Source organism: Pseudomonas amygdali, from assembly GCF_002699855.1.
GTDB lineage: Bacteria > Pseudomonadota > Gammaproteobacteria > Pseudomonadales > Pseudomonadaceae > Aquipseudomonas > Aquipseudomonas amygdali.
Window position 1 is genome coordinate 57,782 of sequence record NZ_LKBW01000002.1, and the last position, 12,329, is coordinate 70,110.

The window sequence follows — 12,329 nt, forward strand, 5'->3', positions numbered from 1 at the left end:
GCNTCGCGGTACCGACATCCTGTTGGGCGGTAACTGGGAAGTAGAGGTCGCCAATCTGGAAGATCCGACCCCTGAGCAGATCGCACAGATCAAGGCTGACTGGCAGAAACGCCATCAGCAGGTGATCGAAGCGGGTGGCTTGCACGTTATTGCCTCCGAGCGCCACGAATCGCGCCGTATCGACAACCAGCTGCGTGGCCGTGCCGGCCGCCAGGGTGACACCGGTTCCAGCCGTTTCTACCTGTCGCTCGAAGACAGCCTGATGCGTATCTTCGCCTCGGACCGCGTGAAGAATTTCATGAAGGCGCTGGGCATGCAGTCCGGTGAGGCTATCGAGCACCGCATGGTGACCAACGCCATCGAAAAAGCGCAGCGCAAAGTGGAAGGTCGCAACTTCGACATCCGCAAGCAATTGCTCGAGTTCGATGACGTGGCCAACGAGCAGCGCAAAGTGATCTATCACATGCGTAACACGCTGCTGGCTGCCGAGAACATTGGTGAGACCATCGCTGACTTCCGTGAGGAAGTGCTCAACAATCTCATCAGTCAGCATATTCCGCCGCAATCCCTGCCGGAGCAGTGGAACGTTGCCGGTCTGGAAGCCGCGCTGAACACCGACTTTGCCGTCAAACTGCCCGTCCAGCAGTGGCTGGACGAAGACGACAACCTGCACGAAGACAGCCTGCGCGAAAAAATCATGGCGCAGCTGCTGGTGGCGTACAACGAGAAGGAAGACCAGGCCAGCGCCGAAGCCCTGCGTTCCTTCGAGAAGCAGATCCTCCTGCGCGTGCTGGACGACCTGTGGAAAGATCACCTGTCGACCATGGACCACCTGCGTCACGGTATCCACCTGCGCGGCTACGCTCAGAAGAACCCGAAGCAGGAATACAAGCGCGAGTCCTTCACGCTGTTTCAGGAGCTGCTGGATTCGATCAAGCGCGACACCATCCGTGTGCTTTCGCATGTTCAGGTTCGTCGCGAAGATCCAGAGGAAGAAGAGGCGCGCCTGCGTCAGGAAGCCGAAGAACTGGCCAGTCGTATGCAGTTCGAACACGCTCCTGCGCCGGGCATCGACCAGCCGCTGCCGGATGAAGAGGGTGGCGAAGCGCCTGTGGCCGTCGCATCCGAGCCGGTTCGCAACGACCAGAAGCTGGGTCGCAACGAGCTGTGCTGGTGTGGTTCGGGCAAGAAATTCAAACACTGTCACGGCCAGATCAACTAAGCCTTTGACTGTGTAATACCTGCGCCGCGACCGGCTTGCCCGTCGCGGCGTTTTTTCATTGATCGCCGTACCGATGCGGACGGCGCCATACTCCTTGAGGAGCACCCCGATGGCTGTTGGTCTTGGTCCTTTGCCTGCGTTGCACCCGGTTCCCGGTTTTGAACTTGGCATTTCTTCTGCCGGCATCAAACGCCCGGGGCGCAAGGATGTTGTGGTCATGCGCTGTGCCGAAGGCTCCAGCGTTGCCGGTGTATTCACCTTGAATGCGTTCTGCGCCGCGCCGGTCATTCTGGCCAAACAGCGTGTTCAGGGGACGGTGCGTTATTTGCTGACCAACACCGGCAATGCCAACGCGGGCAAGGGCGAACCAGGTCTGGTTGCTGCGCGACGTACTTGCGAAAAGCTGGCGCAACTGACCGGCGTCGATGCATCAGCAGTGCTGCCTTACTCAACGGGCGTGATCGGCGAACCGTTGCCTGTGGAAAAAATCGAAGGCGCGTTGCAAGCCGCGCTTGATGATCTGTCTGTGGATAACTGGGCCGCTGCGGCGACCGGCATCATGACCACCGACACCCTGCCCAAAGGCGCGAGCCGTCAGTTCACCCACGATGGCGTAACCATCACAGTGACCGGCATCAGCAAAGGCGCAGGCATGATTCGCCCGAACATGGCGACCATGCTTGGCTACATCGCTACCGACGCCAAAGTGTCGCAGAGCGTACTGCAGGACCTGATTCGCGACGGAGCCAACAAATCCTTCAATCGCATCACTATCGATGGCGATACCTCGACCAACGATTGCTGCATGCTGATTGCCACCGGTCAGGCTGATCTGCCCGAGATCACCGAGGCCAAGGGCCCGTTTTTCGACGCGTTGAAGAAAGCCGTGTTCGACGTGTGCATGGATGTCGCTCAGGCCATCGTGCGTGATGGCGAAGGTGCGACCAAGTTCGTGACGGTAGAAGTCAACGGTGGCGGCAATCATCAGGAGTGCCTGGATGTCGGTTATGCCGTGGCCCACTCGCCGCTGATCAAGACCGCGCTGTTCGCCTCCGATCCGAACTGGGGACGTATTCTGGCGGCTGTCGGCCGCGCTGGCGTGCCGGACCTGGACGTGAGCAAGATCGACGTATTCCTCGGCGGCGTATGCATTGCCAGCCAGGGCTGCCGCGCCACGACCTACACCGAAGAGCAGGGCTCGGCGGTAATGGCTGAAGAAGAGATCACCATTCGTATCGAGCTGGGTCGCGGTGATTGCAGCGAAACCATCTGGACCACCGACCTTTCTCACGAATACGTGAAGATCAACGCGGAATATCGCACTTGATTCAATGCCCGGCGCGCGGGCATCCTGCCCTCGCGCCGGGCTCAATGGAGCTGAACCATGAGCCTGCATCTGATTATCGGCGACAAACGCTATTCCTCCTGGTCGCTGCGTCCCTGGCTGGTGCTGGAAATGACCGGTGCTGCGTTCACCGATCAAGTCATCCGCCTGAACCTGCCGGACACCCGCGAGAATATTCTCAAGTATTCGCCGACCGGCAAGGTGCCTGCGCTTCAGTGTGAGCACGGCACGATCATCGATTCGCTGGCGATCTGTGAATATCTGGTCGAGCGCTTCCCGGACGTCGAGCTGTGGCCGCGTGATATCGCTGCCCGTGCCCAGGCCCGTTCGGCGTGTGCGCAGATGCACAGCGGTTTCGTCAATCTGCGCTCGAACATGCCAATGGACCTGCGTCAGGATAAGGCGCTGGAAGTGATCACCGTCGATACCCAGAACGATATCGACCGTATCGTCGAGCTGTGGGCCGAATGTCGCGCTGCTGCTGCCGAAAGTGGTCCTTTTCTGTTTGGCAAGCCGAGCATTGCTGATGCGTTCTTCGCACCGGTGGCTATTCGTCTGCGCGGCTATCACGTCCAGTTGCCAGCAGACGCACTGGCGTATATCGAAACCATCTACCAGTGGCCCGCCTTCAAGCGCTGGCAGCAGGCAGGCCTGCAGGAGTCCTGATCGTGAAACGAGTTCATGTGGCTGCCGCCGTCATTCGTGGCGCTGACGGCAGTGTATTGATTGCCCGACGTGCCGACACTCAGCATCAAGGTGGCCTCTGGGAGTTTCCCGGTGGCAAGGTCGAAGAGGGTGAGACCGTTCAGGCCGCACTCGCACGTGAGCTTCAGGAAGAGTTGGGGATTCAGGTCACGGCAGCGCGTCCGTTGATCAAGGTCGGTCACGATTATGCGGACAAGCAGGTATTGCTGGATGTCTGGGAAGTCTCGGCATTTACCGGCGAGCCGCATGGTGCAGAAGGGCAGCCACTGGTCTGGGCGGCTCCGCGAGAGCTGCCTGACTACGACTTTCCGGCCGCCAACCAGCCGATTGTCGCTGCGGCACGTTTGCCCGGCGAGTATCTGATCACGCCTGACGGGCTGGACAATATCGAGCTGTTGCGCGGTATGCAGAAAGCCATCGCAGGCGGCATCAAACTGGTCCAGTTGCGTGCGCCGGGTGGTTACGACCCCAAGTACCGTGACCTGGCCGTGGATGCGGCGGGTCTGTGTGCCGGCAAGGCGCAGCTCATGCTCAAAGGGCCTCTGGAGTGGCTGGGCGACTTTCCGTCCGCCGGTTGGCACCTGACGGCGGAGCAACTGCGCAAGTACGCCAGTCGTGGACGTCCGTTCCCTGAGAACCGCTGGCTGGCGGCGTCGTGCCATAACGCCGAAGAGCTGGCCCTGGCAGAGCAGATGGGCGTGGATTTCGTCACCCTGTCACCGGTTCAGCCCACCCTGACTCATCGCGATGCACTGCCGCTTGGCTGGCAGCAGGCGGCGCAACTGATTGCAGGCTTTAACAAACCGGTTTTTCTGCTGGGCGGCGTTGGCCCTTCCGAGCGTCAGCAGGCCTGGGAAAGCGGCGCACAGGGCGTGGCCGGGATCCGCGCGTTCTGGCCTGACGAAATCGTCTGAGTCGCACAGCTGACCCAGAGCACTCATCGTTATACACGTCCGCTTTTGACTATGGCCGAAGGCCGTGGGAGCGGACTTGTCCGCGAAGCGTCGCCCGGTCCGCTCCCCACAAATGCCCCTACGCTTCAACGTGAAAACGCTCCGCGTCACAAATCTGCGCCGCGCAGCCATTCGGATGCTCATCAAACCGGCTTGGGCGCGGGCTGCCAGAGTATTTCCGCGATGCCCTGTCTTCTGGCGATCAACCGAGCTGCGACGAACAACAAATCCGACAGCCTGTTGATATACGCCAGCCCGGCGCCTTCCAGTGGCTCGACCGCATTCAAATGCTGGCAACGGCGTTCGGCACTGCGCGCAAGGCTGCGGCAGATGTGCGCTTGAGCGATCAGTGATGATCCGCCTGGCAAGATGAAATTTTCCAACGGCCCCAGCTCTTCATTCCACACATCGATTGCCGCTTCCAGCCGCTCAACCTCAGCGTCCTTCAGCGCTTTGTAAGTCGGCATTGCCAGTACGCCCCCCAGATCGAACAGCCGATGCTGGCAAGGCGCTAGCACCTCGATCACTTCGTTGAGAGCCGGCACGCTTTTGGCCTCATCGATCAGCCCGGCCAGCAACAGGCCGAGCTGGCTGTTGAGCGTATCGACCTCGCCAATGGCCTCGACGCGCGGATGATCCTTGGACACCCGTCGACCGTCGCCCAGACCGGTCTCTCCGGCATCACCGGTGCGTGTGTAAATCTTCGACAAACGAAAGCCCATTGCTGCGATTCCTGATCAAGACTTGGAAATAACCTGCTGCTGAACGCTTACCTGGTTGGCCACCAGCGGTAGACGCAGCGTAAAGCAGGTGCCTGTGCCGAGAGAGGAATGCACCTCCATCTGGCCTTTATGATTATTGGTAACAATGAAATACGACACCGACAGACCCAGCCCGGTGCCCTGGCCGATTTCCTTGGTGGTAAAGAACGGTTCGAAAGTACGTTTTCGGACGTTTTCGGACATGCCGATGCCGTTGTCCTCCACCTGAATTTCGGCCCAGGGCGGGTTGAGACGGGTACGCAGGATGATGCGTCCAGGCTCCTCGCTCTCCGGGCGCTGGTGAATGGCCTGGGCGGCGTTCTTCAGCAGGTTCAGCAGCACCTGCTCCAGTTCGTTGGCGATGCACGGTACCGGACCCAGTTCCGGGTCGAACTGACGGATGATGTGCTGGCCCTTGAAGTCGAAACCGACGGTAAGGTCAAAATCGTTGCTGGCAATTTCCACTGCCTGATCGATCAATGCCGGTAAGTCGCGGGCTGACAGCTGACGACTGCTCAAGCGGCTGAAATTGAGCATGTGGCTGACAATCTTTGCTGCCCTGGCACCCGCTTGCTGGATGCCATCGAGCAGTTTTGGTACTTCGCGGCTTTCCAGGTAATGATTGACCTGCGCCAGATCGATACCGTCGGCTTCGGCCTGCTCAATGTTCTTCGGCAGTTCCGGGGACAGACGCCGCCTGATGTTCTGCACATTGTGCAGAATGGCGCCCAACGGGTTGTTGATCTCGTGGGCCATGCCCGCTGCCAGACCGCCGACAGACAACATCTTCTCCGACTGCACCATCATTTCTTCCAGCGATATACGCTGGGTGATGTCATCGATACGGATCACCACGCCACGCCCGGCATCGCCGGTCAGCGGGTAGAACGTCAGCGCATAGTGGCGCGACTCGTCGTTTTTGATCCAGGTCACGCGCTCGATCTTGGTCACGCTGTGGCGCTCGACGGTGTGCTTGATTTGCGGCAGAAACGAGCGCATCGGCTCGAAGGCCAGAAAGATCGGCTGGTTCAACGCTTCGTCCAGCGTGGTTCCGGACAGCGCTGTCGCCTCCTGATTCCACTGGGTGACGTACAGCTGCTCGTCCAGCGCGATCATCGCCGAGGGCATCGAATCAATGATGCTGTTGAGGTAGTTCTGAAAGCCGGTGAGCTTCTTCTCGATCTTGCTGCGCACCTGGACTTCCAGTTCCAGTTTGCGGTTGGTGTGGCGGGTTTCCTCGGCCAGCCCCTGTGCTTGATCGTAAGCTTCCTGGGAGTCATCTCGAGCACGCTTGAGTTGTTGCTCACGCGCTTCGATACGCGACAGCATGGTATTGAATGCCTCGGCCAGACTGCCGATTTCATCCTCGTTGCCGGGCTCTGCGCGCAGTGCGTAGTTTTCTTCGCGGGTGACCTGCCGCGACAGTTCTTCCAACTGATAAATGGGCTCTGTGATCAAGCGCCGGATCTGCCGGGCCACCACCAGCCACAGCAACACGCTGAACACCAGAATGCCCAGACTCGCGGTCAGTGTGCCGGTGTAGAACGCGGGAGGCAGCTCGCTGCTGGCAACCAGTAACATGTGCCCGGGCGGTTCGTCGCCTTTCGGTACGGTAATGACCTGCGTGCTGCGAAATTCAGTAAGCCGCCAGCTTTCGAGGTCCTTGTAGTGTCTGGGCAGTTGCAGGCCCTCGCCCTGTTGCATCTGCTCAAGTCGCTCTCCGTCGTTGTCGTATATGGCCGCTGCACGTAGCGGGCCGTAGCTTTTGAGTTCCTTGAGCAAGGCACGCGCATCGGCAGGCGAGTTCAAGGCGCGCTCGTTGAGATTGGCGCTGCTGATCAGACGGCCAATGGTCTGCAGGGCCTGCGGGGCCATCGCTTCCTGAGAGATGTAATAAGCCGCGCTGATGAAGGTCAGGTTCGCAACCAGCAGCACGGTGGTCATCAGGACCAGCAGGGCGGCCAGCAGTTTCTGACCTACCGGCAGGTTTTCCAGGCGTTGGCGCAAAGGCATTGGGAAGGTCGCAGTGACGTGTGATGCGAGCAGGGTAGCGCGCGCTAGTCAGTACGCAAACCCTTGTGTGCCAGATGGGCTGTCAGACGTGTCTGCAATTGCTGCAGGTGTGCTGCCGGACAGCGATGACGCATGGCTGCCGCACACGCGTAACCCAGCAGGTAGCTGATTTCGGTGCGTCGCCCGTGAAGCACGTCCTGATACATGGATGAGTAATTGGCGGCGGTCGCATGAATGACCCGCAGCACTTCAGCATGCAAGTCATGCGCTGCCGCTGGCTGGCCGCAGCGGCCCAGCAAATCGCTCAGCTCGGCACACAGTGTAGCGACCTCGCAGGCGTGCTCGAGCAGGCCGCCATTGCGGCAGTCGTGCAGCACCGTCAGCGGGTTGATCGCGCAGTTCAGGGCCAGCTTGCGCCAAAGCCGCGTCAGGATGTCCGGTGTCCATTCGTGGGGAATGCCACTGGCGTGCAAGTCCTGCAGAAGTGCGGGTGCCGTCGGGTTCGATACATCGCCCAGCCAGGTGAAACCGTGGCCTGCGAACCTGACACGCCAGTCCGACTCCAGAAACGCGCCTTCGGTGCTGGAGGCGAACACGCAGCGGATGTGTGGGATTCCTGCAGCCACAGCGTCCTGACTGCCCAGGCCGTTTTGTAGCAGAATGACGTCGGCATGTGCCGCCAGACGCGGTGCCAACTGCGCAACAGCCTGCTCAGCGTCGTAGGCCTTGCAGGCGACCAGCAGCCGCTCGATGGGTTGGTGATGTTCGGCGGTCTGTGCTTCGACCGAGTACGTGTGGGCGATATCGTTTTCGACCAGTGTTACGCAACCGCCACTGGTGTTATACGCCGCCAGCCGTTCAGCATTGCGAAGAATCAGCCGCACCGGCAGACCTGCGCGCGCCAGTCGCGCCGCCCACAGAGTGCCCAGACTTCCCGCGCCGAGAACATGCCATGTCACCGCCATCAGTGAGGCACGTTAAGGCGTTGAAGCGGTCTGCTGAAGGTGAAAACAAGGATGTGCATGAAAGGCTCACAGTGAATGCAGGAAAAGTCTCGTTATAATGAGCGTTCTTTCAAACCGTCAAGTCACGCGTGCCCGAATCGTGCGCACGCCGTTTATCTGGAGAACATACATGCCCTCGTTCGACGTAGTGTCCGAATTGGATAAACACGAAGTCACGAATGCCGTCGACAATGCCATCAAAGAGCTGGACCGTCGCTATGACCTCAAAGGCAAAGGCACGTTCGAGTTCAAGGAACTGACCGTCACGCTGACTGCAGAGGCGGACTTTCAGCTGGAGGCCATGGTCGAAATCCTCAAGCTGGCGCTGGTCAAACGCAAGATCGACGCGAAATGCCTCGAGATCAAGGACGCTTATGCTTCCGGCAAATTGATGAAGCAGGAAGTCATCCTGCGTGAAGGCATCGACAAAGAGCTGGCGAAGAAAATCGTCGCTCACATCAAGGAAGCCAAACTCAAGGTCCAGGCCGCCATTCAGGGCGAGCAGGTGCGGGTTACCGGCAAGAAACGCGACGACCTGCAAGAAGCGATCGCAGCGCTGCGTGCCTATGATTCGGGCATGCCGCTGCAATTCAACAACTTCCGCGACTAATATTTTATTTGCACTGAAAGCCGGGGAACCCTGCGTCCCCCGGCCAGTCCGAATCGCCTTGAGCATTGAAATGACGGCAGGCCGCCGTGGTTTCGATGGCAGTTCATGGCGGGTAAGGAGATAACGATGGATTTAAACGCAGAAGTCGGTCATCTGTGGCAAGCGTCGCAGGCCTGGATTCCGATGATCATGGAGTACGGCAGCCGCTTGCTGCTGGCAGTCGTAACGCTGTGTGTGGGCTGGTGGCTGATCAACCGGCTGACCGGAAAACTGGGCGCGTTGCTGGCCTTGCGACACGCCGACCTGGCCTTGCAGGGCTTCGTCAGCAACCTGGCGAACATCATTCTGAAAATCCTGCTGGTGGTCAGCGTCGCATCGATGATCGGCGTCGAAACCACCTCGTTCGTGGCCGCTATCGGTGCTGCCGGCCTGGCGATTGGTCTGGCATTACAAGGTAGCCTGGCGAACTTCGCGGGTGGTGTGCTGATTCTGTTGTTCCGCCCGTTCCGTATCGGTGACTGGATCGAAGCCCAGGGTGTGTCGGGAACTGTCGACAACATCCAGATCTTCCACACCGTGCTGCGCACCGGCGACAACCGTACGGTGATCATTCCCAACGGCAACCTGTCCAACGGCATCATCACCAACACTAACCGTCAGCCAACCCGCAAGATCACCTTCGATATCGGCGTCAGCCACGATGCGGATTTGAGGAAAGCGTTGCAGGTCCTGCTGGACATGGCAGACGACCCACGCGTACTCAAGGACCCGGCCCCACAGGCCGTGGTGGCAGCGCTGGGGGATAACGCAATTACCTTGTCCCTGCGTGTCTGGACCAGCAGTGGCGACATGGGCGACGTGACGTCGATGTTCAACATCGAAGCGCGCGACCGCTTGAAGGACGCAGGCATCGAGATTCCATTGCCGCAACGGATTGTTCGGGTGGTTCAGGAATAGTGGTTTGTGCGGTATGAAAAAGCCCTGGCTTGTGAGAGTCGGGGCTTTTCTTTATTTACAGGTTCAGGAAAAGGCTATTTTCATGATTGATGATTGTCTGCCTTCAGCGATGCCCGGGCGCTTTACCGTCTGTTGATACGAACATGCCTTTCAGCTCTCCGGCACAAAAAGTACGTTATTTACTGTAAATGTAACCGTCGTCCTCATCTTCCTCGTCGATATCTTTGAGTTTTTCTTCATGAGGCACCGGGTAAAGACCCAGTACAGCCGCTACTCCCGCAGATATGCCCATGAGGAATGGGGTCGGCTCGGGATACTGCGAAAGTTTCCGATCGGGATCCTCTGTGGGATTAACGCCGCTGCCAGCGGGGAGCTTCATTATCTTCATACCATCAGCGGTGAGAATGCAGAGAGGCGGGACTATCTTGCCTTCAAAAATTTCCACTATTTCGGCGGTGGGTAAGGGGGTGAGCGGCTCACTGAACTGTGCACCCGATTCGCTATGCGTGAACAAGAACTTCTCGCCGCTTTTCTCGATACGAATCCTTGGCTGATTCTTGGGCTTTGTGGCGTAGTCACCAATCAACTCGTCACACGGGGACACTGACTCTTGCGCACAGCCCGCTAATAGAACCATCCCGGCGACTAAATCCATCCCTACGACGGCCTGACAAAAACGCATGTACATGTTTCTTCCTTGTTCCAATTGAGGGGGCAGTTCCATGTTGTTTCCTGTACTTGCGCTGCATGACCTGATCACGAAATATCCTAAACCACTCCCACATTCATGGCGTGGCTGGCCACACCCTGACAGCCGCACGCCAGTCGGTGGCCGTGCAGGACCACCGGTATGCCGTTCAGTTTTCGGGTGGGGTGGCCTTCGATAAAGGCGAATTCTCCTGAATGAAGCTGGCAGGTGGCTTTGTCGCCCAGCACGGCCGGAGGCTTGCCGTTGAGGGTGTGAGTGCCTGCCAGTTGGCAGGACACCACTCGGCCACCACTGCTGGTGGCGTCGCCCAGGCAGACGGGGTAACTCACTCTGCAGGTGCCCCGCCGGTTGGCGAGCCGAAGGTGAACGGGTCTGCGCCGCGGTTCTGGCTGTTCTTCGCTTTGCGGGCTTCATCGGGCGGGCGGACCATTTGTACGGTCAGGCTGCCATCGGTGCCGGCGTAGACCACGGCACTGACGCCGCCATCCTTGTAACTGGCGATGGTCGCCAGATTGATCTCGACCAGCGCACCGCTGACACCGGTATTGCCCAGACGACGACCGATGTCGTAGCCCTCTTCGACATTGCCGAGCTCAAGACCGTGGCCGTCCTTGTTCAGGTCGTGCAGGGCATTGTTCAGGGCGATTTCCGCTTCCGGGTTATTGGTGCTGTCGTAGAACACCCGCACAGGTTTCTGACCGTTGGGAAGCGTGTCCAGCGCCTGCACCCATGCGGCTTGCAGCGCTTTTGCTTGCAAGGCCGGTTTCAGGCGCTTGCCGTTTTCATCCTGCATGGGGGCCTTGATCGGGCGATGCAGGTAGCCGAGCACCGGCGCGGCGTCGAACTCCTTGACCTGATGCTGCCCCCAGCGGATCGGCAGCCAAGGGGAAGGCTCGAAGTTGCCGGGACCACGGTTGCTGATGGTTTTCCAAAGGGTGGGGAGTTGGGATTGCCAGTAGGCGGTGGACATGGTACCGGGGGATTTGGGAATTACAACGCCTTTGGCGCTTTGTTCGTTTTCATACTGTTCCGTGAATGCGTCGTCACGATTCCAGTAAAAAGCCCAAAGCTTTCCCAGATCTGTGTTTTTGTTCTGATTGTTTTCGGCTTCATCAATGGCATAGGGACGAATGTAGCGATCCACCCGATCTGACCGAGTGACCAACAATCCAGTCATACTTTCGTAGATTGTGGGGACAACCTGTCCGTGTTGCAATCCAGGAGTACCTGCCACGCGCAGGCCATTTCGCGTGACATCGCCATCTTCACTTACAATCAATGCTTGAGGCACTTGCTGATTTTCATCAAAAAAATTGTAAAGGCGCTCAATCATGCTATGGCTTGTGTGGTGTTATCGGCGTCTTGCCACAAAAAGAGAGTTACCCCTAGGGTGGCTGCATTCCTACCATTGACAATATTATCGGCAGCACCAACATCTGACGGTTGCTTGGGTGGGGCAATTGCAAACACAGGTATAGGCCAGTAAGCTACTGAAGCATCCGCAGAATGCTGGAACGCTACTCGGACTTTAATGTCTCTACTTGTTTCGCGCGAGTCAACAGAAGCATCATAGTCTTTTGGGTCTCGGGAGTATATTGAGACAAAATTATTACTCTTCTTTTTTATGAGCTTCCAGATCTCCGACTGGTGATCATGATAGATACCAATCCCGACCCCACGTATTTCCAGCGCATAGGTCCGTTTTTGCGTAGCCTCTTGCTCAGAAGCTTGTGCCATTATCTTTGTTTTATACGCTACAAATTCGGCTCTCTCATGGGCGATGGCTTTGCCCCACCAATGCCCGCTGTACGCTAGTAGTGCGGTTCCTAAAGCTACGGCAATACTCCAGCGTAGCACGGTGCCCATGTCGATGAGTTTCATGTTGCTTTCCTGTGTTTTGTAATAGACAAACAGGACGAATCCAGTCCAGAGAATGAGTAATACGCTAGCTATCCCTAGGTTTTGTACGAAAAGTCGGCTGGGGTAGAATTGCCGCCATGATTGGCTGGAGGCCCGCATGGCAAAGCGTTACGAACTCTCCGACTCATCG

The 12,329-nt window shown here is 58.2% G+C and carries 10 protein-coding genes and 2 pseudogenes; 6 read left to right on the forward strand and 6 right to left on the reverse strand.

The window, feature by feature from the left end; genetic code table 11:
• Positions 1 to 4 precede the first annotated feature (4 nt).
• The 4 genes and pseudogenes from AO277_RS29845 to AO277_RS00870 form a co-directional block, all read left to right on the forward strand.
• Positions 5 to 1,222 (forward strand): annotated as a pseudogene (locus AO277_RS29845) (preprotein translocase subunit SecA); the annotation flags it as partial.
• Positions 1,223 to 1,331: 109 nt separating this feature from the next.
• A complete protein-coding gene (gene argJ / locus AO277_RS00860; RefSeq protein ID WP_044317626.1) occupies positions 1,332 to 2,549 on the forward strand; it encodes a bifunctional glutamate N-acetyltransferase/amino-acid acetyltransferase ArgJ in 1,218 nt (405 codons plus the stop codon).
• Positions 2,550 to 2,606: 57 nt separating this feature from the next.
• The gene (locus AO277_RS00865; protein ID WP_005733434.1) at positions 2,607 to 3,233 is read left to right on the forward strand and encodes a glutathione S-transferase family protein; all 627 of its coding nucleotides are present in this window, start codon (positions 2,607 to 2,609) and stop codon (positions 3,231 to 3,233) included.
• A 2-nt stretch (positions 3,234 to 3,235) separates the two neighbouring features.
• On the forward strand, positions 3,236 to 4,186 hold the full coding sequence (locus AO277_RS00870; protein ID WP_044317625.1) for a Nudix family hydrolase: 951 nt from the start codon (positions 3,236 to 3,238) through the stop codon (positions 4,184 to 4,186).
• A gap of 182 nt (positions 4,187 to 4,368) precedes the next feature.
• Here AO277_RS00870 and AO277_RS00875 read toward each other — a convergent pair whose 3' ends face one another.
• The 3 genes from AO277_RS00875 to AO277_RS00885 are packed head-to-tail and all read right to left on the reverse strand — an operon-like array spanning position 4,369 to position 7,964.
• Positions 4,369 to 4,947: a cob(I)yrinic acid a,c-diamide adenosyltransferase gene (locus tag AO277_RS00875; RefSeq protein ID WP_044317624.1), complete on the reverse strand. Its 579-nt coding sequence runs from the start codon at positions 4,945 to 4,947 to the stop codon at positions 4,369 to 4,371.
• A gap of 15 nt (positions 4,948 to 4,962) precedes the next feature.
• Entirely contained in the window at positions 4,963 to 6,999 is a 2,037-nt protein-coding gene (locus tag AO277_RS00880; RefSeq protein ID WP_044317623.1) for a sensor histidine kinase, read from the reverse strand.
• Positions 7,000 to 7,043: 44 nt separating this feature from the next.
• Entirely contained in the window at positions 7,044 to 7,964 is a 921-nt protein-coding gene (locus AO277_RS00885; RefSeq protein WP_044317622.1) for a putative 2-dehydropantoate 2-reductase, read from the reverse strand.
• 169 nt (positions 7,965 to 8,133) lie between these two features.
• Here AO277_RS00885 and AO277_RS00890 point away from each other — a divergent pair, with 169 nt between their 5' ends.
• Both AO277_RS00890 and AO277_RS00895 read left to right on the forward strand, forming a co-directional pair.
• A complete protein-coding gene (locus AO277_RS00890) occupies positions 8,134 to 8,613 on the forward strand; it encodes a YajQ family cyclic di-GMP-binding protein (RefSeq protein WP_044317621.1) in 480 nt (159 codons plus the stop codon).
• A gap of 126 nt (positions 8,614 to 8,739) precedes the next feature.
• Positions 8,740 to 9,570, forward strand: coding sequence for a mechanosensitive ion channel family protein (locus tag AO277_RS00895; RefSeq protein WP_044317620.1), 831 nt, complete (start codon positions 8,740 to 8,742; stop codon positions 9,568 to 9,570).
• Positions 9,571 to 9,745: 175 nt separating this feature from the next.
• Here the strand turns inward: AO277_RS00895 and AO277_RS00900 are convergent, their stop codons facing one another.
• The 3 genes and pseudogenes from AO277_RS00900 to AO277_RS28850 all read right to left on the reverse strand — a co-directional run bounded on the left by AO277_RS00900 (position 9,746) and on the right by AO277_RS28850 (position 12,298).
• Positions 9,746 to 10,258, reverse strand: a complete 513-nt coding sequence (locus AO277_RS00900; RefSeq protein WP_044317664.1) for a hypothetical protein — start codon at positions 10,256 to 10,258, stop codon at positions 9,746 to 9,748.
• 80 nt (positions 10,259 to 10,338) lie between these two features.
• Positions 10,339 to 10,608: a PAAR domain-containing protein gene (locus AO277_RS00905; RefSeq protein WP_044317619.1), complete on the reverse strand. Its 270-nt coding sequence runs from the start codon at positions 10,606 to 10,608 to the stop codon at positions 10,339 to 10,341.
• Positions 10,605 to 12,298 (reverse strand): annotated as a pseudogene (locus tag AO277_RS28850) (type VI lipase adapter Tla3 domain-containing protein). Before AO277_RS28850 ends, AO277_RS00905 begins: the two are co-directional and overlap by 4 nt.
• Positions 12,299 to 12,329 lie beyond the last annotated feature (31 nt).